Below are 26,697 nucleotides of genomic sequence, written 5' to 3' on the forward strand. Positions count from 1 at the left end.
GTATCAGACGGCACTGCTGCCAGCTTCTGTCGCTGGCCCGATGTCATAAGCGCGAAGCCGCTCCTGGCCGTTTTTTGGTGTATTTCCATGCTGCGTTGGTTTGAACGACGTCTCGACCCCTATCCCCCCGGCGATCCGGTTGAGCCGCCCAAGGGGCTGGTGGCCTTTTGCCTGCATTATTCGCACGGCGCCAAGAAGTGGCTGGGCCTGATGGCCTTTGCCGCCGCGGCCGTCGCGCTCGGCGAAATCGTGGTGTTCGGCTTTATCGGCGATGTGGTGAACTGGTTGGCTGATGCCGACAAGGAAACCTTCATGCAGACCGACGGCTGGAAGCTGGCGCTGATGGGGGCGATGGTCGTCTTCGTCGTGCCCGCTTTTGCGCTGCTGTCGACGCTGACCATGCATCAGACCCTGCTCGGCAACTTCCCCCAGCGCATCCGCTGGATGAGCCATCGCTATCTCATTCGCCAGTCGATGAGCTACTTCCAGGACGAGTTTGCCGGCCGCATCGGCGCCAAGCTGATGCAGACCTCGCTCGCCGTCCGCGAAGTGGTGATGAAGCTGCTCGACATGCTGGTCTATGTCGTCGTCTACTTCACCGGCGCGGTGTTCCTGGCCGCTTCGGCCGATTGGCGGCTGGCGATTCCATTCCTGGTCTGGCTCGTCGCCTATGTGTCGATGATGGTCTATTTCATCCCGCGTCTCGGCAAGATTTCCGAGGCCCAGGCCGATGCCCGCTCGGTGATGACCGGCCGCATCATCGACAGCTACACCAATATTGCCACGGTAAAACTGTTCTCCCATTCCAATCGTGAGGAGACCTACGCCAAGGAGTCGATGGATGTTTTCCTCGACACCGCCTACCGGCAGATGCGCCTGTTCACCATCCTCAATGTGTCGGTGCTGTGGTCCAACGCGCTGCTGCTGTTCGCCGTGGCGGCGACCGGCATCTGGCTCTGGTTCCAGGGCGTGATGTCGCCCGGCTCGCTGGCAGTGTCGCTGGGTCTGGTGATGCGCTTCCAGGGCATGAGCCAGTGGGTAATGTGGGAAATGTCGGCGCTGTTCGAGAATATCGGCACGGTGCGCGATGGCATTTCCTCGCTCTCGGTGTCGCGCGTCGTTTCCGACGTGCCCGGCGCCAAGGCGCTGCCCGAGGTCAAGGGTGACATCAAGTTCGAGAATGTCTCGTTCCACTACGGCAAGACCTCCGGCGTGATCGATCATCTCGACCTGCATATCCGTCCGGGCGAGAAAATCGGGCTGGTCGGGCGCTCCGGCGCCGGCAAGTCCACGCTCGTCAACCTGCTGCTGCGCTTCTACGACCGCGCCGATGGCCGCATCCTGATCGACGGCCACGATATCGCCGGGGTGACGCAGGACAGCCTGCGCGCCAATGTGGGCGTGGTGACCCAGGATACCTCGCTCCTGCACCGCTCGGTGCGCGACAACATCGTCTATGGCCGCCCCGACGCGACCGAAGCGATGATGCTGGAAGCGGCCGAACTGGCCGAGGCCACCGCCTTTATCGGCGGACTGTCGGACCTGCAGGGTCGGGTGGGCTTCGACGCCCATGTCGGCGAGCGCGGCGTCAAGCTCTCCGGTGGCCAGCGCCAGCGCATCGCCATCGCCCGGGTGCTGCTCAAGAACGCGCCGATCCTGGTGCTGGACGAAGCCACTTCCGCGCTCGACTCCGAAGTCGAAGCCGCCATCCAGGGCCAGCTGCAATTGCTGATGCGCGGCAAGACGGTGATCGCCATCGCCCACCGGCTCTCCACCATCGCCATGATGGATCGGCTGGTGGTGCTCGACAAAGGCCGCGTCGTCGAGCAGGGCACCCATGCCCAGCTGCTCGACACCAACGGCATCTATGCCAGCCTGTGGAACCGTCAATCCGGCGGCTTCATCGACGCCGACCAACCCGAAGAGGCAGCGCAGTGATCTGCGCCAGCCGCTAGCGCGATCTGTTCCCTCCCCCTTGAGGGGAGGGCTAGGGTGGGGGTGTCGTGCCCTCCAAATACACGGAACTGGTGGGGAACACGACACCCCCACCCCCAACCCCTCCCCTCAAGGGGGAGGGGAGCAACAGCGATCAACCAAGGAGAACCCCAATGGGTGACATCATCACGATCCGAGCCAATGGCCACCACCAGCCCGGTGCCGCCGGTCCCTGCAAACCCTCCGATCGTTACCGAACCTGACCTGAGTAGAAGAACCTCTCCGTCAGGCGCGGCTCACAAGAATGAGCTCATAATGTTCAACCGCGTCATCGACTATTTCGACCATCGCTACTCGCCCATCGCGCTCGCCGAAAACCGGCAGCCGCCCATGGGTCTCCGACCTTTCGTTACCTATTTCATCGCCCAGTTCCGGGCCGCCTTCATCACCCGCATCGTGCTGGTGTCCATCGGCTCGGTCGCCGATGCGCTGATGCCGGTGTTTGTCGGCCTTGTGGTCGGCATGCTGGCCACCACCAATCCCGGCGACATCTTCACCCTGCACAGCCAGACCTTCCTGTGGATGATCTTCGTCGTCGTGCTGGTGCGGCCGCTGACCTTCCTGCTCGATACCCTGATCCGCAACCACGCCATCGTGCCCAATCTGGTCGATCTTGTGCGCTGGCAGAGCCATTATCACGTGATCCGCCAGAGCTGGACCTTCTTCCAGAACGACTTTGCCGGGCGCATCTCCAACAAGATCATGCAGGCCGGCGAGGCCATCGAAATCGGGGTGAACCTGACCATCGATGCGGCGTGGTACGCGCTGGTCTTCGTGATCGTGGCCATCATCGTGCTGGCCCAGCTCGATCCGGTGCTGCTGGTGCCGATCGGGGTCTGGCTGCTATTTTATGCCATCCTGTTCACCATCACCATGCCGCTCATCGCCCGCTATTCCGAGGAACTCTCGGAGTCCAAATCGGTGATGACCGGCCGCATAGTCGACAGCTACACCAATATCCAGACCCTCAAGACCTTCTCCACCGGCGGCCACGAAGACCGCTATGTGTCGGACTCGGTCAATGACCACGCGGTCAGCTTTCGCAAGCTGATGCGGGTGTTCACCTATATGTGGTCGACCCTGTTCCTGCTGAATGCCGGTCTGGTGGTCTCGGTCACCTGGCTGGCCCTGTCGGGCTGGAACGAAGGGACCTTGTCCGCCGCCGCCGTGGCGACGGCCATCCCCTTTGCCCTGCAGATCATGAATATGAGCGGCTGGATTTTGGAAATCGGCTCCAACATCTTCCGCCAGATCGGCAATATCAGGGACTCGATGGATACCATCGCCCAGCCCCTGACCATGCTCGATGTGCCGGAAGCCAAGCCGCTGGCGGTGACCAAGGGCGAGCTGACCTACGACAAGGTCAGCTTCAACTATTGGCGCGGCAAGGGCGGCAGCGTCATCGACGCTTTCGACCTGACCATTGCTCCGGGCGAAAAGATTGGCCTTGTCGGCCGCTCCGGCTCGGGCAAGTCGACGCTGGTGAACCTGGCTCTGCGCATGTTCGACGTGCAGGACGGCTCCATCCGCATCGACGGGCAGGATGTCCGCAATGTCACGCAGGAAAGCGTCCGCGCGGCCATCGGTCTGGTCAGCCAGGATACTTCCCTGCTGCATCGCTCGGTCCGCGAAAATCTCAAATATGGCCGCCAGTCGGCCAGTGACGAAGAGATGGTGCGGGCCGCCGAACAGGCCAAGGTGCATGACGTGATCATGGGGCTGGTCGATCCCAAGGGCAACACCGGCTACGACGCCCATGTCGGCGAACGCGGCGTCAAACTCTCGGGTGGCCAGCGCCAGCGCGTCGCCATCGCCCGCGTGCTGCTCAAGAATGCCCCGATCCTGGTGCTGGACGAAGCCACCTCGGCGCTGGACTCCGAGGTTGAGGCAGCCATCCAGGAGCAACTGACCACGCTGATGCAGGGCAAGACGGTGATCGCCATCGCCCACCGCCTGTCCACCATTGCCGCCATGGATCGGCTGGTGGTGCTGGAGCAGGGCCAGATTGTCGAGGAGGGCACTCACGCCCAGCTCCTCGCCACTGGGGGGCATTACGCCCAGCTCTGGGAACGCCAATCCGGCGGCTTCCTCGATCTCGAGGCGGCGCAATAACTTGAAAGCGGCGTCGCGGGCCTAGCTCGCGGCCCCTTTAGCTCGCATTGCCAAACAAGCGGCGGCGATAGGACTGGCGGCCATTGCGCGCCTCGGCATCCACATGCTCGAACATCTTTGCTTCGCTCATCGGTCGGCCGAACAGATAGCCCTGCATCACGGTGCCGCCCATGCCGAGCAGCGCGTCGAGCTGTTCCTCGGTTTCGATGCCCTCGAACACGCAGGAAATGTCCAGGTTCCGGCACAGATCGATAGTGGTCCTGATGATCGCCCGGCTGGTCGCGTCATTGGTCACCTCGGCCACAAAACTGCGGTCGACCTTGATGCGGTCCAGCGGCAGCTTCTGCACATGGGTGAGGCTCGAATGCCCGGTGCCGAAATCATCCAGCGCGATGCGCGACCCCAGCGCCAGCAGGGCCACCAGCCCATCATTGGCCTGCACCAGATCCCGCATGATCGCCGTTTCGGTGATCTCAAAATCCACCCGACAGGGCGTGCCGGATTTTTGAAGCTGCGTCACGATGGCTTCGATGGTCGTGGTCGATCCCAGATCGGCGGCCGACAGATTGACCGACAGGCGCAGCGGCTGGGGCAGCTTTTCCGAGACCAGCAGCGCCTTGCGCAGCACGGTCTGGGTGATCTTGGAAATCACCCCTATCCGCTCGGCCATCGGGATGAATTCGCCGGGCGAAATTTCCCCCAGCTCCGGGCTGTTCCAGCGGGCCAGCACTTCATAGCCCGTGGTCCGGTTCTGCACGATGTCGAATTGCGGCTGGAACAGGATGTAGATTTCCGCGTCGAGGTCGGCCGTGCGCAGAGCATGCTCCATGCGCCGCACCTTGCTGAGCTGATTGGCGTGCTTGCCGGAAAAGACGATGGCCCGCCCGCGCGCCTCGCGCTTGGCCAGCCAGGTGGCATAATCGGCGCGATCAAACAGCGCATCGGCGGTGTCACCCGGCTTGGACGCGGCAAAGCCGGCCGTTGCCGACAGATGGATGGTGCCAAGCGCCGTCTCGAACGCCGGTCGCATCGCCGCCGTCAGGGTCTTGCCAAAACGCTGCAGCGCCGCCGCATCGGCAGGCTCCGTCAGGATCAGGGCGAAATTGTCCGAGCCCAGCCGGGCGACAAAGGTCGATGGCTGGCGCAACGCATTGATGCGCAAGGCCACGTCGGACAGCACCGCGTCGCCGGCAATCTGGCCAAAAATGTCGTTGACCGATTTGAAGCTGTCGAGGTCCAGCCGTGCCACCGCAATCTGACGACCATCGGCCGCGGCGTGGTGCAGCGCCTGCTCCAGCTGCCGGTCGAACGAGCGACGGTTCGGCAGTCCGGTCAGGCTGTCGACATTGGCCAGAAGCTGGTTTTCATCCGACAGGCGCTGGGTTTCCTGTTGTTTGCGTTCCATTTCGGCGCGTGACGCCACCAGCGCATCGAAGTCGCGATAATTGCTGAGCAGAATGGTCATCAGCGCCCCGACCACCAGGATCAGATTGAGCGCCAGCGTGACAAATACCGGGTTGCCGCTGGTGATGAAGAAGGCGCTGAACGGGATCAGCACGCATAGCGCCAGCATGATGGCCGCACCGCGCATCTGCATCAGGCAGAACACGCAGCAAATGCTGGTAATGCCGATATAGAACGCCACATGCGACTGCTGATACGCATCGCCATAGGGGTAAAGGCTCAGCGCCCAGCTGGAAAAGCCCAATCCGAGCACGGCGGCCATGACCACCGTGCTGCGCAATAGCCGCCGCGCCTCCTGATAGGACAGGTCGCGCAGCCGCATGCGCCACCACCGCAAAATCCGCAGCAGACAGAGCAGCGCCAGGAAACCGGGAACATAGAGGCGCAGCAGATCAGGCGCCTGCGGATAGTTGCCGGCCAGCACCACAGAGTTGAGCAGCAGGATGGCATACATCAGCGGCACCTGGCGGCTGAAGGCGCGTGCTTGTGCCTGGACCAGAGCTGGGTTGTCTGGAACGGCGAAGAACTGCACTAACCGTTTTACTGCCGACATCGCCGACCAGTTTTACTCATCGACCTGAACATAGTCGGGCAAACCCTAATACAAATGTAAACGACATGCATCGGATCTGTCGTTCACTGCACATAGATTCATGGTTCCAGTATAAATTCCCGAAAAATATCCCTCGCGCCCCCCATTGGAAGGCCGCGTGAGACCGGCTAGAACCGATTGCAATCGATTGCGCCGGGCCGCCGGCTGCACGATCCTGCCAATTCGGCAACGTTGCAAATGCCGCGAGGAGACGTCATGGCCATGCCCGCCACCTATTCCGCCCTTGATCTGAGCGGCGCGTTCGCCCTGTCGTCACCGACGCGCGATATTACCGCGCCGATCACCCTACCGGGCGATGTGCACGCCGCATTGCTGGCCGCTGACCACATCCCCGATCCCTATTTCGGCGAGAACGAAAAGCCCGTGCTGTGGGTCAATGAAACCGCCTGGACGGTCGAGCGCAGTTTCACCGCCAGCGCCGCCGATATTACCGGCTATCTCACCCTCACCCTGGCCGAAGTGGACTGCATCGCCACCATCCTGCTCAACGGCGAAATCATCGCCAAAACGCAGAATAGTTTTGTCCGCAACGACATCGACGTCACCGGCAAGGTCCGGATCGGCGACAACACCCTCCGCATCGAATTCGATATCGCCCCCGACGTCGCCAAGGCCCGCGCCGACGCGCACCCTTTCCCCATTCCCTTCACCAAAAACTACCAGACCAATGGTTTGAAGGGCATCCACATGAACTTCATCCGCAAGGCGGCGTGCCATGCGGGCTGGGATTGGGGCATCTGCCTGATGCCCATCGGCGTCTATGGCACCATGAGCCTGCGCAAGTCGCGCCTCGCCCGCCAGGAGAGCGTGCAGGTCGATCAGGCCCATGGCAGCAACTCGGTCGAACTCTCGATAAAGACTCGCCTTTTCGCCTTCGCTCACGGTTCGGTGGAGCTTGAGCACCACATCGACGGACAGGTCATCGCCGACAAGCTGATGGTGCAGCCGGGCGAAAACCTCTTCACCCACAACATCACCATCCATAATCCCAAACTGTGGTGGCCAGCAGGGCAGGGCGAGCAGCCGCTCTATGAGCTGGTGACCAATCTCGAAGGCGAAAAAACCACCCGCCAGCTCGGCCTGCGCAAGCTCGAATGGATCGTTGAAAAGGACGAGATCGACCACAGCTTCAAATGCCGCGTCAATGGCCGCGACATCTCCATGCTCGGCGCCAACTGGATTCCCGCCGACGCCATCCCCTCGCGCATCACCCCCGCCGTCATCCGCGACCTGCTGGACAGCGCCAAGGCCGCCAATATGAATATGCTGCGCATCTGGGGCGGCGGGCAGTATGAGCCGGACTATTTTTACGAGCTCTGCGACGAGTTGGGCATTCTGATCTGGCACGATTTCATGTTCGCCTGCATGAGCTATCCGTCCGACCGCCCCTTCCTCGACAATGTCCGCACCGAAATCACCCAGCAGGTGCGCCGCCTCAGCCACCACGCCTGCATTGCCCTGTGGTGCGGCGACAATGAAGTCATCGGCTCGCTGCACTGGTATCCCGAAACCAAGGCGGCGCCTGAGCGCTATGTCGCCAATTACGACCGGCTCAATTCCATGCTCGGCAATATCGTCGAGGACGAAGACCCGGCCCGCCGCTTCTGGCCGTCCTCGCCCTCAATGGGCTATCTCGATTTCTCCGATGGCTGGCAGATGGATACCCGCGGCGACACTCATTATTGGGACGTCTGGCACTCGGCAAAAAGCTTCGAGGCCTACCGCACCGTCAATCCGCGCTTTGCCTCCGAATTCGGCTTCCAGTCCTTCCCCTCGATGAATGTCATCGAGACTTTTGCCGAGCCCAAGGATCGCAATCCGTCCTCCCCGGTGATGGAAAACCACCAGCGCAATGCCGGCGGCAATGCCCGCATCCTCGAAACCATGACGCGCTATTTCCGTTTCCCGCGCGACTTCGACCAGATGGTGTTCCTCAGCCAGATCCAGCAGGGCCTCGCCATCAAGACCGCCATCGAATATTGGCGCTCCACCAAGCCGCGCTGCATGGGCACTTTGTTCTGGCAGATCAACGACATCTGGCCCGTCGCCAGCTGGTCGAGCCTGGATTACGGCGGGCAGTGGAAGCTGCTGCAATATATGGCCAAGCGCTTCTTCCTGCAGGTCAATGTGGTCGCCGTTCCGGTCCATGACGACATCCCGACCAATTCGCGCGGCACCCCGGTCGAAGGCGCGCCGCCGACTCGTATTGTGCTCAAAGCCATCAACGACACCGCCCGCCCGGTCAGCATCGCGCTGGAAGTCCGCGCCGTGCGCGTCGGCGGTGGCGACCGTATCGTCTTCTCTGGCAACGCGGCCATCGGCCAGGACGCCGCCATCGAGCTGGCCAGCGTCACCTTCGACGATCTGGCCGCCGACGAATTCCTGTTCTTCTCCTGGCGCGACGCCGCCGGCAAGCTACTGGGCGAAAACGACTATTTTCCCAAGCCCTACAAGGCTTACGAGCTAGCACAGCCCCAGGTCACCGCCACCTGGTCCGACCGCGCCGGCCAGCCGGTGCTGACGCTGGCCACCGACAAGCCGGCCCTCTTCGTCACCGCCAGCGTCGATCTGCCCGGCTATTTCTCCGACAACGCCCTCACTTTGCTGCCGGGCCGCCCAACCGAGCTGACCTTCACCCCCCGCCACGGCGCCACCACCACATCCGCCGACCTAGCCCGCTCGCTACAACTGCGTAACCTCAGCGAGACGTTTTAGGTTCACCGAACCCGGCGAGCCCCGATGCGCTCCCTCCCCTTGAGGGGAGGGCCGGGGTGGGGGTGTCGTGGTTCCCGCGCGCTCGCTGTGTTTTGGAGGCGCCGACACCCACAACCACCACTCGTCACCCTCGGGCTTGACCCGAGGGCTCTTGCGACGCCGTTAACGCCCTCGGGTCAAGCCCGAGGGTGACGATCCGGGGTTTGGCGCGAACCGTGGCGCTGCCTACTTCCATACAAGATTTATCCCGCTCCTGCATTGACATAGCCCCCGCCATCTTCCAACCCTAGCGAACCATGTCGCGCCGTTCTGCGCGCCCCTTCGGACTTGCCATGTCGACCTTCATCGCGCCGATCCAGGAGCGCCGCCTGCTGGCCATTGGGCTCATGCTCGTGGCCTATTTCATGTTCACCGGCATCGACAGCTCAGCCAAATGGCTGGCGCTGGGCGGTATGGGGGCCGCGCAGGTGGTGTTCCTGCGCTATGCGGTGCATCTGGCTCTGGTGCTCGGCATCAATGTGCCGCAAAACGGCTGGGCACTGCTACGCACGGCCAGCCTGCGCACCCAGGTGCTACGCGCCCTCATGCTGCTCGGCGCCACCACCTGCAATTTTATCGCCCTGCGCTATTTGCCGCTCACTGTCACCTCGGCCATCGCCTTCACCATGCCGCTGCTGCTGTGCGCTTTGTCGGTGCCATTGCTGGGCGAGACCGTCGGCTGGCGCCGCTGGACTGCCATTTTTGTCGGCTTTCTTGGCGTTCTGATCATCGTGCATCCGGGCACTGAGGCATTCCATCCGGCGGCCTTGCTCTGTCTGGCTGCTGCGGTGTTCACCGCCTTTTATTTCCTGCTGACCCGCCGCATGGCCGGGCGCGACTCCCCGGCAACCCAGCAATTCTATGTCGGGATGGTGGCCACGGCCATCCTGCTGCCTTTCGCCCTGCCATACTGGAGCTGGCCCAGCGATCCCTCGGTCTGGGTCGCCTTCTTTGCCGTCGGGGTGTTTGGTTTTGTCGGGCACCAGCTGGTCGCGGTCGCCAGTGCCTTTGCGCCAGCTTCGGTGCTAGCGCCGTTTTCCTATTTCCAGATCATCTTCATGGCGGCGGCGAGCTGGCTCATCTTCAACCAGCCCCCCGATGTCTGGCTCTATATCGGCGCGCCCGTCGTCATCGGCAGTGGCCTTTATATCTGGCTGCGTGAGCGCGCTTTGTCCAAGCCGGCCCCGCTGATCGGGGAGGAACACTGATGGCCAGCCCGGTAGCCGGCATCGAGGAAAATGCCAACAAGGCCATCCTCATCCTGCTGCTGTCGCAGACCATTCTGGTGTTCCTCGACGTTTCGGCGAAGTGGCTGTCGCTCACCGGCATGCCCACCACCGAGATCGTCTTCGTCCGCTATGGCGTGCATGTGATGCTGATCGTCACGCTGCTCTTGCCGATCCGGGGCCGGGAAATCTTCGTCACCAGAAACTGGCGGCTGGAAGTGGCGCGCGGCCTCTGCCTGCTCGGCACCACCGGCTGCAATTTCCTCGCCATGCGCTATCTGCCGCTCACCATCACCGGCGCGCTGGTGTTCTCGGCGCCGCTGATGATCTGCGCGCTGTCAGGCCCGCTGCTGGGCGAAATCGTCGGCTGGCGCCGCTGGCTCGCCATCATGGTCGGTTTTGTCGGCATCCTGATCATCGTGCGGCCGGGCACCGAGGCATTCCACCCCGCGGCCCTGTTGGGCATCGCGGCGGCCTTCTTCAGCGCGCTGTTTTCGATTTTCACCCGCAAGCTGGCCGGCGTCGATAGTGCCATGACCCAGCAATTCTATGCCGGCACCACCGCGCTGCTGCTGATTTCCCCGGTCGCCTTCACCGATTGGGTCTGGCCCAGCCAGCCGATTTCCTGGATCGCCTTTTTTGCCGCCGGTACGGTGGGCATGGTCGGTCATATGCTGATCTCGGTGGCCCATCGCTACGCCACGCCCGCCACGCTGGCGCCGTTCAACTATTTGCCGCTGCTCTATCTGGCACTGGCCAGCTGGATCATTTTCAACGAACCGCCCGACAGCTGGTTCTTCCTCGGCGCCAGCATCATCATTGCCAGCGGCCTCTACATCTGGCTCCGCGAACGCAGCCTGCACAAAGCCGCCACCTCAATCGACGAACTGCCGGAGCGCTAGCCAATCGCCTCCCGCCAGCGTTGCGCATAGGCGTCAAATCCGGCTGCATCCAGCGGCGTCACCGCCGTGCCGGCGACGGCATGGCCAGTGCCCGCGCCAAACAGCATGCTGGCACCCAGGCTGGTGCCGGTCGCGTCGCCGGATGTGGTTACTGTCACGCCGGTCAGACGGGCCAGCGCCTGCGCAAACAGCGCGTTCCGCGCCAGTGGCCCCTCGATGATGATTTCGCGGCCCAGTCCGCACAGCTCAAGGCAGGCGCGCGTCATCAGCGCCAGATAAAGCGACGCGGCCGCCGTCCGTTCCTCTGCCGTCGCGGGCTCCTGCGTCCAATGCCCGGCTGCCGTGGGGAAGGGTCCCACACCAGCCATAAAACTAGGCTGCACCCGAATATCCTGCGCAATCACCCGCGCAATATCGTCCGTACTCGGCTCACGAATCTCCGGCACCAATTGATCGAATTCGCGCCCGCCCATGAAGCGCGCCGTCGGCACCGGCCGCCCGAAGGCATCGACATTGGCGAGGCTGTCGCGGGCCGGGTCCAGCCCGCCGGTGTCGCCGCCCACCGTCATGGCAATGGCCCAGGTGCCGGTCGACAGAATGGTGAAAGGCGCTGAATGGGCGCCCAGATGCGGCAGCAGCGATGCATTGGAATCGTGAATGCCACAGGTCACCGGTGTTCCAGCCGCCAGCCCGGTCAGCGCCGCTACCTCGGGCAGCACATTGCCCAGCACCGACGCCGCCGGTCGCACCGGCGGAAAGCGCTCCGCCCAGCCCAGCGCCTGCGTCATGCTGGAAAATTCGCCGCGCCCCGGTGCCCACAAATCGGTGTGGCAACCCAGCGAGGTCACTTCGCTCGCCAAGACGCCAGTCAGCCGCCAAGCCCAATATTGTGGATAGGTCAGGATCGCCGTTACCCGAGCAAAATCAGCCGGATACACCTGCGACTGCCAAAACAGCTGCGCCCCCAGATTGAGCCCGTTGGGCAGGCGCGGCGACAATGATTCGGCAAATTCCGGCCGCAGCTTTGCATAGGCCGCCGCCGTCACTTCGGGCCCATTGTGCTCATAATCCAGCACCGGCAGCGCCAGCGCGTCCCCCGCTAGCAGCGCCGCCGTTGCGCCATGGGTGGTGATGGAAATCCCATCCACCCCATGCTCGTCCTGCAACGCCTTGAGGCTGGCGATGATGAACTCCCACAGCATGGCGACATCGGCATGCGGATAGAGCCCATCGCGCCGCACCACATTGGGCGTGCTACGCGCCGCCACTTGCTGGCGCGTCGTGGCGTCGATCAGCACCAGTTTGGCGTTGGTCTTGCCAATATCGATGACGGCGATGAGGCGGGGCAGGGGCATGGCGCGGTCTCAAATGGTCTCACCCGCCGCCATACTGGAAATCGCCCCTTTACGCCAGAACTGACATGTTAGTGCTACTTGACCACCAGCACCGGAATCGTGCTGTGCGCCAGCACTTCGCCCGCCTGGCTGCCGAGCAGCAGCCGGCCCAGGCCCCGGCGACCATGCGAGCCCATGACGATCAGGCTGGCGCCGTGCCGTTCCGCCGTCGTCAGAATCGCATCGGCTGCGGTGCTCGACGGCATGTGGAAGGTTTCGATGCTTTGCCCATCGGCCTCGGCCACAATCTTGGCTTCGGCCAGCGTTTCGCTGGCGAAAGTCGCCTTGGATTCCTCCAGTTGCGCGATGATCTCGCCGGTGCCGGCACCAATGGCTTCGGCGCCCGCCACCACCATCATCGACGGCTCGGTCGCCATCACCACATACAGCCGACCGCCCGTCTGCTTGGCCAATTCCAGCGCATGGCGCAGCGCCTTGGTGGCCAGTTCCGATCCATCAATGCCGACAACTATGCGTGAGTACATGGCGCTTTCCTTTCGATTGTGGTCCTCAGCCTATGCCCATCCGGCCGGCCCGTCCTTGATTCAAATCATGCGCCCGTCGATCCCCGTCGAGCAAGGCGCAACACGGCCATTTCGGTCGCGCCGCTGGCTCCCGGCCGCCCCCTCCAGCGACGGCGTTTGTCCACACCGCACGGACAACGCCCTTGACGGACAAAAACTCAGATGCGAGCATCATCCGCAACAACAGTATATATTCCAATATTAGGGAATATCTGGAGGGGAGCAAAAATGAAGCATTTCGCATTGGCCATGGCTACGAGCCTGGTCGCATTGTGTTCGGCAAATGGTCTGGCCTACGCCCAGACGGCTGGTGGCATCATCGACGTCGCCACCATCGGCGAGCCGCCGACGCTGGATCCGATGGCCTCGACCGCTGACCTGGTTGGCATCGTCACCCAGCACATGTTCGAGACGCTCTACACATTCGACGCCAAGTGGGGCACGACGCCCCTGCTGGCCGCTGCCATGCCGACGATTTCCGAAGACGGCACGGTTTACACCATCCCGCTGCGCCCCGGCATCAAGTTCCATGACGACAGCGTCATGACCTCGGTCGACGTCGTCGCCTCGCTCGATCGCTGGATGAAGATCGCCACGCGCGGCAAGCAGGCCGCCGAAGTCATCACTTCGGTCGTCGCCACCGATGACGCCACGATCACCATCACCCTGTCCAAGCCTTACGCGCCGCTGCTGCCGCTGCTGTCGTTCAACAACGCCGCTGCGATCATCATCCCGGCCGCCAATGCCGCGCAGGACCCGCTGACCAGCTTCATCGGCACTGGCCCCTACAAGCTGCAGGAACGCGTGCCGGATCAGTATATCCAGCTCGTGCGTTTTGACGGCTACCAGTCGCTCGGCGGCGAAGTCGACGGTTACGGCGGCGCCCGCAACCAGTATCTGGACGAAATCCGTTTCGTTCCGGTGCCCGATCCCAACACCCGTATCGGCGCCGCCATGGCTGGCCAGTACGACTATGTCGACCAGCTCCCGGTCGAGTCCTTCCAGCAGATCAGCGATGGCGCAACCGAACCGGTGGTGCTGGCTCCGTTCGGCTGGCCGGTGTTCATGATGAACACCAAGGAAGGCCTCAACTCCGACATCCGCATCCGCAAGGCCATCCAGGCTGCGCTGGCGCCGGAAGACATGATGCTGGCCGCTTTCGGTTCGGAAGACTTCTTCTCGATCGATGCTGCCTGGTATCCGGAAGGCTATGTCTGGCACTCCGAAGTCGGCACCGAGGCTTACAAGCCGATGGGCGACACCGAAGCCGCCAAGGCCCTGCTGGCCGAAGCCGGTTATGATGGCAGCAAGCCGCTGCGCATCCTGACCAGCCGTCAGTATGAGTTCCACTACAAGATGGCACTCGTGGCTCAGGCATACCTCGAAGCCGCTGGCTTCAAGGTGCAGCTGGACGTGGTGGAATGGGCAACCCTGACCACCAACCGTGCCGATCCGTCGCAGTGGGACATCTACATCACCCACAGCCCTTTCCTGCCTGAGCCGTCGCTGATGGGCATCATGTCCGACACCAGCCCCGGCTGGTGGGTCAGCGATGCCAAGCATGCCGTCGTCGAGGCGTTTAACGCGGAAAGCGATCCGGCCAAGCGCGTCGAGCTGTTCGTCGATGTCCAGAAGGTCATCTATGACGAGATCCCCGGCTACAAGGTCGGCAATTTCAACGCCCTGGCCGCACAGAACCCGGCTCTGGACGGCGTGACGCCGGCGCCGTGGCCGTATTTCTGGAACGCCTATCTGACTGAATAGGTCCTCCCGACCTACCCGTCGCGGCTCTGGCCGCGGCGGGATTGTTTTTGAACGTGCCACAACCCCGATGTCACCCCGGCCTTGAGCCGGGGCCCATCCTGAAATGCCCGAGCGGGCGCGATCTCAGGATGACATAGTGGTTTGCAACGCTTTCAGCAGGAACCGAACCAATCTCATGATCCGCTCCGCATTCAATCGCATCTTCGGCATGCTGGTGGTGATGGCGCTGGTGGTCACCATCGTCTTCGTCATTGTGCGTGTTACCCCCGGTGACCCTGCCGCCGTGATGCTCGGACCCGATGCCACCGCTGCCGATATCGCCAGCCTGCGCCAGCGCCTGGGGCTCGACGCCTCGATCCCCGAACAATTTCTCAGCTATGTCGGCGGCATATTGCGCGGCGATTTCGGCCAGTCGATCTTTCTCAACATGCCGGTGACGGAAGCGCTGATGCAGCGCGCCGAGCCGACATTTTTCCTCACCATTTTCTCGCTGGCCATCGCCACGCTGATCGCGCTGCCGGTGGGCGTGCTGTCGGCCTATTGGCGCGGTTCGGTGTTCGATCAGGCCGCCACGGCGCTCGCCATGTTCGCCGCCTCCATTCCCAGCTTCTGGCTTGGCCTGATTTTCATGCAAATGTTTGCGGTCAAGCTGGGGTGGTTCGATACCTCCGGCTATGGCGGTCCCGGCGCCAGTTTTGGCACCCGCATGAACCATCTGGTGCTGCCGGCGGTCACTTTGGGTCTGGTCAGCTCGGCGCTGATCACCCGCTTTACCCGCGCTTCCATGCTCGACGTGCTCAATGATGATTACGTCCGCACCGCCCGTTCCAAGGGCATGAGCGAGTGGCGCGTCGTGGTCAAGCATGCGCTCAAGAACGCGCTGATCCCGATCCTGACCGTCATCGGCCTCACCGCCGCTTTGCTGATTTCCGGCGCCATCGTCACCGAAACCGTGTTCAGCCTGCCCGGCGTCGGCAGCCTCATCGTCTCCGCCGTGCTGCGCCGCGATTACCCGGTGATTCAGGGCGCGCTGCTGGTGGTGGCCGGGCTCTATGTGCTGGTCAATTTCGCCATCGACATGCTGTATCTGATCGTTGACCCGCGGGTGCGTTACTAATGAGTACCATTGCTGCTCCCGCCCTGCGCGAACCCAATCTGCTGCAAAAGCTGGCAACCCGCCCCGCCGCCATGGTCGGGCTGATCGTGGTGGTGGTCTTTGTGGTGCTGGCCCTGCTGGCGCCGTGGATTTCCCCCTATGACCCAGCCAAGCTGGCCGTGCGTGACCGTATGCAGGGCCCCAGCCTGCTCCATCTGTTCGGCACCGACGATCTGGGCCGCGACGTGCTCACCCGCGTGCTCTATTCCGGCCGCACCTCGCTGCTGGTCGGCTTCGCGGTGGTGATCTTCGCCTCGATCATCGGCGTGTTTCTCGGGCTGATGTCGGGCTTTTTCCGCAAGCTCGATACCCCGGTGTCGCGCCTGATCGACGCCATGATGGCCTTCCCCGATATCCTGCTGGCCATCGCGCTGGTGGCGGCTTTGGGGGCTTCGGCCAATAACGTGGTGATCGCGCTGGGCGTGGTCTATGCCCCGCGTCTGGCCCGCGTCGTGCGCGCCTCGACGCTGGTGATCCGCGAACTGCCCTATGTCGAAGCGGCTCGTGCGCTGGGCGTGCCGACCCCGGTGATCCTGGTGCGCCACGTGCTGCGCAACCTCACCTCGCCGCTGCTGGTGCAGGCCACCTTCATCTTCGCCAACGCCATTCTGGCCGAGGCCGGTCTCTCCTTCCTCGGTGTCGGCATCTCGCCCGATATCCCCACCTGGGGCACCATGATCTCGGTCGGTCGCCAATATATGGAACAGGCCCCCTGGATCATGTGGTTCCCCGGCGGCGCCATCATTATCACCGTTTTGTCTCTGCAACTCGTCGGCGACGGTCTGCGCGATTTCCTCGATCCGCGCCTCGCCAAGGATGTCTGATGTTCGATAACCGCTTCAAACCCCAAGCCCAGAACCTGCTGATCAAGGGCGCCAAGCCCATCGGCTTCGCCCAGCCCGGCCTGCCGCCCGTCCTCGACGTGCTGGTGGCTACCGATGGCGCGATCCTTGATGTCGGCGCCAATATCGCCGCCGACAGCGCCAGACTGGTCGAAGCCAACGGCGCCTTCATCTCGCCCGGCTGGACCGATCTGCACGCCCACGTCTGGTATGGCGGCACCGATATTTCCATCCGCCCCGAGCAGGGCGGCGCAGCGCGCGGCGTCACCACCATCGTTGATGCGGGCTCCGCCGGCGAAGCCAATTTCCACGGTCTGCGCGAATTCATCATCGAGCCGGCGCGCGAGAACATCTACGCCTTCCTCAATCTGGGCTCCATCGGTCTGGTCGCCTGCAACCGGGTGACCGAATTGCAGGACATGCGCTCGATCGACATCGACCGCACCATTGCCGTGATCAAGGAAAACCGCGACGTTATCGTCGGCCTGAAGGTCCGCGCCAGCGCGGTGATTTCCGGCGGCTGGGATTTGGTGCCGCTCAAGCTGGCGAAAAAGCTCAGCCGCGTGCTCGATCTGCCGGTCATGGTCCATGTCGGCGAGCCGCCCCCGCTCTATGATGACGTGCTGGGTCTGCTGACCGAGGGCGATATCGTCACCCATTGCTTCAACGGCAAGCAGGGCGGCTCCATCATCGAAGATGAGGATCTCTACAACCTCGCCGAAGAAGCCTCCAAGCGCGGCATCATCCTCGATGTCGGCCATGGCGGTGCGTCCTTCTCCTTCGATGTGGGCAAGGCAGCGCTGGCGCGTGGCCTCAAGCCCAATACCATTTCCACCGATTTGCACAATCGCTCGCTCGACACCTCGGTGTGGGACATGGCAACGACCATGAGCAAGCTGCTCTCGGTCGGCATGGAATTCGAGGATGTGATCATCGCCTCCTCCACCGCCCCCAAGCGCGCCATCAACAAGCCCGCCGACAATCTGCTCACTGTGGGCAAGCCGGCCGAGTTCACCCTGTTCGATCTGGTGAAGGGCGATCTCACCGTCACCGACAGCCAGGGCGCCAAGAGCACGCTGCACGAAACCTTCGAGCCGCGTTACGCCATCCTCGGCGCCGAGGCGGTCACCGCCAGTCGCCACCAGCCGGCGGCCACTGGCCATAGCTGCCCGACTTGCGGGGGCCCTGCATGAGCGAACCTCTGGCCCCCGACACCATCCTGTCGGTCCGCGACCTCAAGACCTGGTTCGTCAGCAAGCGCTCCACGGCCAAGGCCGTTGATGGCGTGACCTTCGATCTCAAGCGCGGCAAGACCCTGGCCGTGGTCGGCGAGTCCGGTTCCGGCAAGTCGGTGACCAGCCTCTCCATCATGGGGCTGCTGGCCAAGCCGGGCCGCATCGAGAGTGGCGAAATCCTGTTCCGCGACCGCGCCGAACAGGTGCACGACCTCGCTCAATTCGCCCCCAAGCAGTTCCGCGCCATTCGTGGCAACGAAATCGCCATGATCTTTCAGGAGCCGATGACCTCGCTCAACCCGCTTTACACGGTGGGTGACCAGATCGGCGAGATGATCGCTTTGCATTCCCCGGTGAGCCGCAGCGAGGCCCGCGCCAAGGCGCTGGAAATGCTCAAGCACGTCGAAATTCCCGACGCCGCGCGCCGGATCGATGATTATCCGCACCAGATGTCCGGCGGCATGCGCCAGCGCGTCATGATCGCCATGGCGCTGAGCTGCAATCCCTCCTTGCTGATTGCCGACGAGCCGACCACCGCGCTCGACGTCACCATTCAGGCGCAGATCCTCGATCTGCTGCAGCGGCTGCAGGCCCAGTTCGGCATGTCGATCCTGTTCATCACCCACAATCTGGGCGTCGTGGCCGAAGTCGCCCATGATGTCGTGGTGATGTATGGCGGGCGCGTGGTCGAACAGGCGCCGGTCAATTCGCTGTTCGCGCATCAGACCCACCCCTATACCAAGGGCCTCTTGGCCTGCACCCCCGACGCCACCCGCGATCTGGGCAAAGATGGGGCGCGCCGCGCGCTCTATTCCATCCCCGGTTCGGTGCCGCCGATCACCAATCTGCCCCCCGGCTGTGCCTTTGAGCCGCGTTGCTCGATGGCCATCCCGGCTTGCCGCACCGCGCTGCCGCCTTTGATCCCGGCTGGCCCGGAAACCTTTTCGCGCTGCATCAGGAGCCATGAGCTATGACCCAGCCGAGCGATGAAACCCCGCTGCTCAGCGTCCGTGGGCTGACCAAGCATTTTGCCGGTCGCAACGGCCAGATCGTCCACGCCGTCGAAGATGTCAGTTTTGACATTCGGCGCGGCACCACCGTTGGCCTGGTCGGCGAATCCGGTTCGGGCAAGACCACCGCCGGTCGCTCGATCCTGCGTCTGGTCGAGCCCACTTCGGGGCAGGCGATCTTTGACGGTACCGACATTTTCGCGCTGAAAGCCCGCGAGATGAAGCAGTGGCGCAAGCGCCTGCAGATCGTCTTTCAAGACCCGTATTCGAGCCTCAACCCACGCATGCGCATTGACGCCATCATTGGCGAAGCCCTCGACGCGCGCGGCTATCCTCGGGGGAAGCAGCGGCAGGACCGCGTCGCCGAATTGCTGAATCTGGTCGGCCTGTCGCCTGACTATTCGCGCCGCTTCCCGCATGAATTCTCCGGCGGCCAGCGTCAGCGCATCGGCATTGCCCGCGCTTTGGCGGTCGAGCCCGATTTCATCGTCGCCGACGAGCCGGTGTCCGCGCTCGACGTCTCGGTGCAGGCGCAGGTGCTCAACCTGCTCGGCGAGCTGCAGCAGAATCTCGGCCTCACCATGCTGTTCATCGCCCACGATCTCAGCGTCGTGGAATATCTCTGCGACGAAGTCGTGGTGATGTATCTCGGTCGGGTGATGGAGCGCGGCCCCTCGCGCCAGGTCTATGCCCAGCCGCGCCATCCCTACACCAAGGCTTTGCTGGCCACCGCGCCGGTGCCGGACCCGACGCGCAAGCGCACCCACGTGCCGCTGCAGGGCGACATTCCTTCGCCGATCAATCCACCCTCGGGCTGCGTGTTCCGCACCCGCTGCCCGGTGGCCATCGACGCCTGCGCCAACATCATCCCGCCGGTCGAGCATATCGGCGGCAATCATCATGTCGCCTGCATTCGCCAGGGCGAGCTTTAGTTAGTTGGAGTCTGTTATGAGCATTTCCGAGCTGGTTCAGCGCCCGGATGCGACCCCCTATGACCGGCTGGCGGCTCTGGGCATTGTCTTGCCCGAAGCGCCGTCTCCGATCGCCAATTTCGTCACCCATGTGGTCGAAGGCAAGCTGCTGTTCCTGTCGGGGCAGGGCCCCACCGAACCCAACGGCACGCTCTATACCGGCAAGGTCGGCGCCGATGTGTCGGTGGAACAGGCCTATGCCCATGCCCGCCTCACCGGGATCAATCTGATCGCCGTGATGCAGGCCGCGCTGGGCGATCTCGGCCGCGTGCGCCGCGTGGTCAAGCTGCTCGGCATGGTCAATGCGACGCCCGAATTCGGCGAACATCCCGCCGTCATCAATGGCTGCTCCGACCTGATGAATGCAGTGTTTGGCGAGCGCGGCGTGCATGCCCGCTCGGCAGTGGGTTTTGGCTCGCTGCCCAACCAGATCACCGTCGAGATTGAAGCCGTCGTCGCCTTCGACTAACCCCCATATTGCTCCGCAGCGCCCATAAAGAGTGAACCAATGACCCAGGATATTCGCGCCGAATTGGGCCTTCGCCCGGTAATCAACGTCTCCGGCACCATGACCTCGCTGGGCGCCTCCATCGTGGTGCCGCAGGCCGTCGACGCCATCACCCGCGTGCTGAACCAGTTCGTCGAGATGGGTGATCTACATCGCCGCGCCAGCACGGTGATTGGTGAGCTGACCGGCGCCGAAGCCGGCTTCGTCACCGCCTCCTGCTCGGCGGCGATCAGCCTCGCTGTTGCTGCCGCCATCACCGGCGATAATCTGTGGGCCATCGAGCAGCTCCCCGACACCGGCGCGCTGAACCATGAAGTGCTGATCCAGGCCGGCCACATGGTCAGCTATGGCGCACCGGTGGAACAGGCCATCCGCCTTGCCGGCGGCAAGGTCGTGCCGGTGGGGCAGGCGACCAGCGCCTATGCCTATCAGCTGGCCGGCGCCGTCACCGAGCGCACCGTGGCCGCCGTCTATGTCGTCTCCCATCACGTGGTCGACTACGCCCAGATCCCGCTCAAGACTTTTGCCGAAGTCTGCCACGCCCGTGGCGTCAAGGTCATTGTCGACGCCGCCTCCGAATACGATCTGCACAAATTCCTCGCTGATGGCGCTGACGTCGTGCTCTATTCCGGCCACAAATTCCTCGGCGGCCCCACCTCGGGCATCTGCGCCGGCGACAAGGAATTCATCCGCAATATCTACCTGCAGAACCGTGGCATCGGTCGCGGCATGAAGATCGGCAAGGAAGGCATTGTCGGCGTCATTGCCGCGCTCGAAGCCTGGAAGACCCGCGATCACGCCGGCATCCGCGCCCGCGAACGCCAGGCGCTCGACCTGTGGGTCGAAACCCTTGAAGGCCGTCCCGGCATCACCGCCACCATCGTGCCCGATCCCACCGACAATCCGCTGGATCGTCTCAAGGTCGTCATCGACCCGGAACTGGCCCGCATCACCGCCTGGGATTTCGCCAGCGCCATGGCGCGCGGCGACCGCCCGGTCATCGTCCGCGACCACGAAGCCGAGCATGGCCATTTCTTCCTCGATCCGTGCAATCTGCACCCCAACGAGGAAGCCATTGTCGCCGAACGCCTGATCGAGGAGCTGGAGCGCGCCCAGCGTTCCAACGAGCTGATCCACACGCCCCTGGCCGAACGCTGGCTGGCCCAGGAAGCCGCGATATTGAAGTGGCTCGACTGACAGCGTAGAGGGGTACGGACTTTAGGTGAGCGGCCGGAGCGTGACGGTGACCGAGATAGACAGCCAGACCGAGCCGGCCCGCCGGACCCGCACCAGCGGTATCGACCGGGCGCTGCAGATTTTCGATTATCTGCAGCAGGTCGAGCAGGCGAGCACCGCTTATGAAATCGCCCGCGCTGTCGGCGCGCCGCTCTCCACCATCTATGCCATCATCGACGATTTGGTGGCCAAAGACCTGCTCGACCGCGACAGCAATGGCCAGATCTGGCTCGGGCCGCGCCTGTATCACTATGGCCTGAGCTACGCCCGCAGCCTCGATCTGCTCAGCGCCGCCACCCAGGAAATGCACGAACTGGCCCGCCAGTCGGGCGAGACCGTGCAGATCTGTGGCCGCGATCAGGACATGATGGTGGTGCTGGCGATGGAAGATGGCAGCGGCCAGTTCAATGTCAGCTCCCGCATCGGCACCCGCAGCCCGCTCAACTGGACGGCCTCGGGCCGCTTGCTGGTCGGCCATCTGCCGCAAGACGAGCTGCTGACCATCTTCGCCCGCTCGGCCCGCGTCTCGCCCACCGGCCAGGCCGAAACCGATCCGCAGGTGCTGGCCGACAACGCCCATGAAGCACTGGCGCAGGGCCTCTCCATTCAGGCCGGCGAATCCGATTTCGCCGTCGCCTGCATTGCCGCGCCGATCCTCGACCGCGCCGGCCGCTGCCACGCCACCATGTCCATTGTGGTGCCCGAGCACAAAGTGCAGCAGAAAGACCCCGATCTGATCACCCTGGTCCGCGCCAGCGCCCACCGCGTCGAAAGCCGCCTCGGCTGGCTCCGCCAGCGCTGAGGCATAGCTGCCATCCCCCGCCTGTTCCTTGCCAATTGCGCCCCCATCCGCGATATGAAGCGATGACGGCCAGAATTATGGGACCAGCCTTGCCTTATCCTGCGCGCAGATTTTCGGTAGCCCCGATGATGGAATGGACGGACCGACATTGCCGGACGCTCCATCGCCTGCTGACGCGCGAGTCCCTGCTGTTCACCGAAATGGTCACCAGCGCCGCCATCGTCCATGGCGACGCGCATCGCCATCTGCATTTCGAAGCCGCCGAACACCCCGTCGCCCTGCAATTGGGTGGCTCCGATCCGGCTGAACTGGCCAAGGCCACCCGGATCGCGGAAGAGTTCGGCTATGCCGAGATCAACCTCAATGTCGGTTGCCCCTCCGACCGGGTGCAGTCCGGCCGCTTCGGCGCCTGCCTGATGGCCGAACCCGCGCTGGTCGCCGACTGCGTCCGCGCCATGCGCGACGCCACCGACCGCCCGGTCACCGTCAAATGCCGCATCGGTATCGATGATCAAGACATCGAGGAAAGCCTCGACCGTTTCGCCGACGCCATGGTCGAAGCCAAGGTCGACGCGCTTTATGTCCATGCCCGCAAGGCCTGGCTCAAGGGCCTGTCGCCCAAGGAAAACCGCACCATCCCGCCGCTGGATTATGACCGCGTGCACCGCCTGCGCGCCCGCCTGACGCCGCTGCCGGTGCTGATCAATGGCGGCCTCGACACCATCGACGCCGCCGTCGCCGAATTGGCCCACACCGATGGCGTCATGCTCGGCCGCGCCGCCTACCACAATCCGATGCTGCTGGCCGACGTCGACCAGCTGTTCTTCGAGGCCCCCGCCGCGCCGATCACCCTCGAAGCGGTGATGACCGAAATGGCCGCCTATGCCGACCGCCAGGCCGCCGAACACGGCACCCGCCTCAACGCCATCGCCCGCCACATGCTGGGCCTCGCCAACGGCCTCCCCGGCGCCCGCCACTTCCGCCAGATCATGAGCGTCGACGCTTGCAAGCCGGGAGCCGATTCCTCCGTGATGCTCCGCGCCATGGAAGCGCTGGATCGCCCGCGCCTGGCCGAAGCCAGCTAAGCGCTACTCCCTCCACAACCTCGATGTCATCCCGGCCTTGAGCCGGGACCCATCCTGAGATTGTCCCCACCCGCGCGATCGGTGGATGGGCCCCGGCTCAAGGCCGGGGTGACACGGTGGGTGGGGTAAAATTGCGGCTAACTCAATCCGCCAACTCCAACGAATTCTGCGTCACGCTATACCGGCTCAGCGTTTCCAGAAACGTCATCCCCAGCAGGCTGGTGTCCAGCGCGCCGCTCTCGGTGACAAACGCCACCACGCCCTCGCGCACGATGCCGCCCACCACAATCCGCTCCAGCCGCACCCGCGCCGCGCGCCCGGTGCCATTGGCCGTCGAGACGGGCAGGGTGAAGGCCAGCCCGTCGGTGTCGATCCCCGCCGCCTCGGCATCGGCAATGGTCAGCACCACCGCACTGGCGCCAGTATCAAAAATCATCGGCGTGGTATGCCCGTTCACCGTGGCATTGATCTCGAAATGCCCGCCCAGTCCGCGCCGGAACGTCGCCAGCCCCTGCGCCGAATCCACCACCGCAATGCCGGGCCGCAATTCCCCGGCCACCCGCGCCGCAATTCCGGTCAGCTCGTCGCGATAGGCATAGCTCAGCGCCGCGATGCTGAAGATGCCGACCCACAGCAATACCCCGCCCAGCAACTCGCTCGCCTTGCGCCGCCGCGTAAACAGCCCGCCGGCAAACACGATGAGGATCACCAGCAGCGGAATCAATTGCCCGGTCTGCGCCTGCGTCAGCCTCACCAGACTCCCCGCGTCGGCGCTGATCAGCAGGGCAATGCCCACTGCGATCACCAGCGCAATGCCGATAAAGATCATGCCTGCGCCTCTCGCCGGTTTCCAAGTGCCATCAATACGATAAAGCCGCTGAGCAGGGCAAATTCAAGACCACCGTTGTCGCGGAGCTCTCCACCGCTCGATGTCACGGTGAAAGTTACACAAACACCAGCAACCCGGTCAGCACCGCAATCTCCCCCAGCGCCCCCAGCGCCCCGATCAGATCGCCGGTCTGTCCGCCCACCAGGCGCCGACACAATGCCGTCCAGCCGGCAATCACCAGCAGCGCCAGCACCAACGCCGCCCCAAGCCCGAGGATACTGGTCGCCGGCCCCGCCAGCAGAAACAGCAGCACCAATGCAAACACCGCGCCCACGGCAAAATTCCGCCCCGGCAATTGCCCCGCCGTCGCCGATGCGCCATCCACCCGCGCCGGCGGCAAGGCCACCGCCAGCCACAATGCCCCGGAGCGCCCGACAATGCTCGCCGCCAGCCAGATCGCCGCGGCCGCCAGCGGATTGACCGTGGCTACCGCCCCCAGCGCCGTCACCCGCAGCAGCAAAAACAGGCTCAGCGCCGCCACCCCATAGGTGCCGTGCCGGCTGTCCTTCATGATCTCCAGCCGCCGGGCAATGCTGTGCCCGCCAAACAGCCCGTCGGCGGCATCGGCCAGCGCATCCTCGGCCATCGCCCCACTGGCGATCACCATCGCCGCCACCGCCAGCGCCGCCGCAAAATAGCTCGGCAAGCCGATTAGGCTGGCCCCGACCAGCAGCAGCGCCGGGCCGATGCCGATGGCCACGCTGGCCAGCGGCAGCGCCATGGCGATCCGTCCCAGATCAGGCAATTGATGTGGCGTATTGCCCGTCGGCAGCCGCGAGAAAAACCGCAGCGCCATGATGAAATCGTCACGCAAACCCATGCCGCCAGCCGGCGTGCGCGGGCCGCTTGGTTCGCTGGGTTCAACGGAAGGCTGATCGGCGTTCAATTGCTTTTCGTCCCGCAATCGGCAACAAGGCGGCACCTTCCTATCCTGAACCATCGTGACTCGCCATGCCCCCGCTCAGCCCTGCCTACGCCGATGTCATCGAGCTCCTGACCATCGCGCCCGATGGCGATGAGGCCGCCGTTGCCGCCGTCCGTGCCCGTGATGCGCAATTGACCAAGCCCGCCGGCTCGCTCGGCGCCCTCGAAGGCCTGGTCGAATTCCTGGCGCGCTGGCAGGGCAGGGCGCAACCCCGGCTCGACAATCCGATGGTCACGATTTTCGCCGGTAACCACGGCGTCACCGATCAGGGCGTCTCGGCCTTCCCGCGCGACGTGACCGCGCAGATGGTCGCCAATTTCACCAATGGCGGCGCAGCGATCTCGCAGATTTGCGCACTGCATGAAATCAATCTGCGCGTGTTTGAACTGGCGCTGGAACTGCCCACCGGCGACATCACCCAGGAAGCCGCGCTCGACGACAAGATGTGCGCCGCCACCATCGCCTATGGCATGGAAGCCATTGCCGGTAAGCCCGATCTGATTTGCATCGGCGAAATGGGCATCGGCAACACCACCGTCGCCGCCGCGCTCTTCGCCGCGCTTTATGGCGGCACTGGCGCCGATTGGGTCGGTCGTGGCACCGGCGTCGATGATGCCGGCCTCGCCCGCAAGGCCGATGCTGTCGACCGCGCGCTGGCCCGCCATGCCGGTGAGCTCGATCACCCGCTGGCCATCCTCGCCCGCCTCGGCGGCCGCGAAATCGCCGCCATGCTCGGCGCGCTGATCGCCGCCCGCCACCAGAAGGTCCCGGTGATCATCGACGGCTTTGTCGCCACCAGCGCTGCCGCCATCGCCCACGCCGTCAATCCGGCGTCCATCGACCATTGCCTCTTCGCCCATGTGTCCGCCGAAACCGGCCACGCCCGCGCGCTCACCGCGATGGGTCAAAAAGGCCTGCTCGACCTCGGCATGCGCCTCGGCGAAGGCAGCGGCGCGGCCCTGGCCGCCGTGCTCGCCAAAACCGCGTTGCACCTGCACAACAACATGGCGACCTTCGACAGCGCCGCCATCAGCGGCAAAGAGGGCTAGCCCTCTTTTACCTCTCCCTTCGGGGGAGAGGTCGACCCTTTTGGGTCGGGTGAGGAGGCCTACCTCATGCAGAGAGAGCTGAGGCACCACCAACCTCTCCCCGTCCACGGTGTCACCCCGGCCTTGAGCCGGGTGTGGATTCACATTTGAAGTGCAACGGGATGAAGGCCTCGGCGGGGGTACGGAAGCCGAGGCATTTTCGGGGGGTGTTGTTGTGGTGGGCGAGGATGGCATCGAGGCT

Annotated in this window: 21 protein-coding genes; 16 read left to right on the forward strand and 5 right to left on the reverse strand. The window is 63.9% G+C overall.

Features of this window, described 5'->3' with window-relative positions:
- The first annotated feature begins 87 nt into the window (after positions 1–87).
- Positions 88–1,938 (forward strand): ABC transporter ATP-binding protein, encoded by a 1,851-nt coding sequence (locus ACX3OW_RS14000; RefSeq protein ID WP_459096404.1) that lies wholly within the window; start codon positions 88–90, stop codon positions 1,936–1,938.
- Positions 1,939–2,250: 312 nt separating this feature from the next.
- Positions 2,251–4,107 carry an ABC transporter ATP-binding protein gene (locus tag ACX3OW_RS14005; protein ID WP_459096405.1) on the forward strand — a complete coding sequence of 619 codons (1,857 nt, stop codon included), beginning with the start codon at positions 2,251–2,253 and terminating at the stop codon, positions 4,105–4,107.
- A 37-nt stretch (positions 4,108–4,144) separates the two neighbouring features.
- Here ACX3OW_RS14005 and ACX3OW_RS14010 read toward each other — a convergent pair whose 3' ends face one another.
- Positions 4,145–6,124, reverse strand: coding sequence for a putative bifunctional diguanylate cyclase/phosphodiesterase (locus tag ACX3OW_RS14010; protein WP_459096406.1), 1,980 nt, complete (start codon positions 6,122–6,124; stop codon positions 4,145–4,147).
- A 255-nt stretch (positions 6,125–6,379) separates the two neighbouring features.
- On the opposite strand from ACX3OW_RS14010, the gene ACX3OW_RS14015 reads away from it, so the two are divergent.
- The 3 genes from ACX3OW_RS14015 to ACX3OW_RS14025 all read left to right on the forward strand — a co-directional run bounded on the left by ACX3OW_RS14015 (position 6,380) and on the right by ACX3OW_RS14025 (position 11,066).
- Complete coding sequence (locus tag ACX3OW_RS14015) at positions 6,380–8,899, forward strand: beta-mannosidase (RefSeq protein ID WP_459096407.1); 2,520 nt, start codon at positions 6,380–6,382, stop codon at positions 8,897–8,899.
- A 332-nt stretch (positions 8,900–9,231) separates the two neighbouring features.
- Positions 9,232–10,146 (forward strand): DMT family transporter, encoded by a 915-nt coding sequence (locus tag ACX3OW_RS14020; protein WP_459096408.1) that lies wholly within the window; start codon positions 9,232–9,234, stop codon positions 10,144–10,146.
- Positions 10,146–11,066, forward strand: a complete 921-nt coding sequence (locus tag ACX3OW_RS14025; RefSeq protein WP_459096409.1) for a DMT family transporter — start codon at positions 10,146–10,148, stop codon at positions 11,064–11,066. Before ACX3OW_RS14020 ends, ACX3OW_RS14025 begins: the two co-directional genes overlap by 1 nt.
- On the opposite strand, the gene ACX3OW_RS14030 is transcribed toward ACX3OW_RS14025, so the two are convergent.
- Positions 11,063–12,421 (reverse strand): FGGY-family carbohydrate kinase, encoded by a 1,359-nt coding sequence (locus ACX3OW_RS14030; RefSeq protein WP_459096410.1) that lies wholly within the window; start codon positions 12,419–12,421, stop codon positions 11,063–11,065. The two genes, ACX3OW_RS14025 and ACX3OW_RS14030, sit on opposite strands and share 4 nt — an antisense overlap.
- Positions 12,422–12,495: 74 nt before the next feature.
- Positions 12,496–12,945, reverse strand: a complete 450-nt coding sequence (locus ACX3OW_RS14035) for a universal stress protein (RefSeq protein ID WP_459096411.1) — start codon at positions 12,943–12,945, stop codon at positions 12,496–12,498.
- Positions 12,946–13,212: 267 nt separating this feature from the next.
- Here ACX3OW_RS14035 and ACX3OW_RS14040 point away from each other — a divergent pair, with 267 nt between their 5' ends.
- The 10 genes from ACX3OW_RS14040 to dusA all read left to right on the forward strand — a co-directional run bounded on the left by ACX3OW_RS14040 (position 13,213) and on the right by dusA (position 23,593).
- Positions 13,213–14,748 (forward strand): ABC transporter substrate-binding protein, encoded by a 1,536-nt coding sequence (locus ACX3OW_RS14040; protein ID WP_459096412.1) that lies wholly within the window; start codon positions 13,213–13,215, stop codon positions 14,746–14,748.
- Between the two features lie 175 nt (positions 14,749–14,923).
- The gene (locus ACX3OW_RS14045) at positions 14,924–15,865 is read left to right on the forward strand and encodes an ABC transporter permease (RefSeq protein ID WP_459096413.1); all 942 of its coding nucleotides are present in this window, start codon (positions 14,924–14,926) and stop codon (positions 15,863–15,865) included.
- Positions 15,865–16,728: an ABC transporter permease gene (locus ACX3OW_RS14050; protein ID WP_459096414.1), complete on the forward strand. Its 864-nt coding sequence runs from the start codon at positions 15,865–15,867 to the stop codon at positions 16,726–16,728. Before ACX3OW_RS14045 ends, ACX3OW_RS14050 begins: the two co-directional genes overlap by 1 nt.
- Positions 16,728–17,939: an amidohydrolase/deacetylase family metallohydrolase gene (locus ACX3OW_RS14055; protein ID WP_459096415.1), complete on the forward strand. Its 1,212-nt coding sequence runs from the start codon at positions 16,728–16,730 to the stop codon at positions 17,937–17,939. Before ACX3OW_RS14050 ends, ACX3OW_RS14055 begins: the two co-directional genes overlap by 1 nt.
- A gap of 8 nt (positions 17,940–17,947) precedes the next feature.
- Positions 17,948–18,955, forward strand: coding sequence for an ABC transporter ATP-binding protein (locus ACX3OW_RS14060; RefSeq protein ID WP_459096427.1), 1,008 nt, complete (start codon positions 17,948–17,950; stop codon positions 18,953–18,955).
- Positions 18,952–19,923 carry an ABC transporter ATP-binding protein gene (locus tag ACX3OW_RS14065; protein ID WP_459096416.1) on the forward strand — a complete coding sequence of 324 codons (972 nt, stop codon included), beginning with the start codon at positions 18,952–18,954 and terminating at the stop codon, positions 19,921–19,923. Before ACX3OW_RS14060 ends, ACX3OW_RS14065 begins: the two co-directional genes overlap by 4 nt.
- Before the next feature lie 16 nt (positions 19,924–19,939).
- Positions 19,940–20,431, forward strand: coding sequence for a RidA family protein (locus ACX3OW_RS14070; protein ID WP_459096417.1), 492 nt, complete (start codon positions 19,940–19,942; stop codon positions 20,429–20,431).
- A 39-nt stretch (positions 20,432–20,470) separates the two neighbouring features.
- Entirely contained in the window at positions 20,471–21,667 is a 1,197-nt protein-coding gene (locus tag ACX3OW_RS14075) for an aminotransferase class V-fold PLP-dependent enzyme (RefSeq protein ID WP_459096418.1), read from the forward strand.
- Positions 21,668–21,707: 40 nt separating this feature from the next.
- Positions 21,708–22,508 carry an IclR family transcriptional regulator gene (locus tag ACX3OW_RS14080; protein WP_459096428.1) on the forward strand — a complete coding sequence of 267 codons (801 nt, stop codon included), beginning with the start codon at positions 21,708–21,710 and terminating at the stop codon, positions 22,506–22,508.
- 77 nt (positions 22,509–22,585) lie between these two features.
- Complete coding sequence (gene dusA / locus ACX3OW_RS14085) at positions 22,586–23,593, forward strand: tRNA dihydrouridine(20/20a) synthase DusA (RefSeq protein ID WP_459096429.1); 1,008 nt, start codon at positions 22,586–22,588, stop codon at positions 23,591–23,593.
- 142 nt (positions 23,594–23,735) lie between these two features.
- Here the strand turns inward: dusA and ACX3OW_RS14090 are convergent, their stop codons facing one another.
- Positions 23,736–24,422 carry a retropepsin-like aspartic protease family protein gene (locus ACX3OW_RS14090; RefSeq protein WP_459096419.1) on the reverse strand — a complete coding sequence of 229 codons (687 nt, stop codon included), beginning with the start codon at positions 24,420–24,422 and terminating at the stop codon, positions 23,736–23,738.
- 115 nt (positions 24,423–24,537) lie between these two features.
- Positions 24,538–25,368: an adenosylcobinamide-GDP ribazoletransferase gene (locus tag ACX3OW_RS14095; RefSeq protein ID WP_459096420.1), complete on the reverse strand. Its 831-nt coding sequence runs from the start codon at positions 25,366–25,368 to the stop codon at positions 24,538–24,540.
- A 65-nt stretch (positions 25,369–25,433) separates the two neighbouring features.
- Here ACX3OW_RS14095 and cobT point away from each other — a divergent pair, with 65 nt between their 5' ends.
- Positions 25,434–26,456 carry a nicotinate-nucleotide--dimethylbenzimidazole phosphoribosyltransferase gene (gene cobT, locus ACX3OW_RS14100; RefSeq protein WP_459096421.1) on the forward strand — a complete coding sequence of 341 codons (1,023 nt, stop codon included), beginning with the start codon at positions 25,434–25,436 and terminating at the stop codon, positions 26,454–26,456.
- Positions 26,457–26,697 lie beyond the last annotated feature (241 nt).

The organism is Devosia sp. A449, assembly GCF_054489375.1.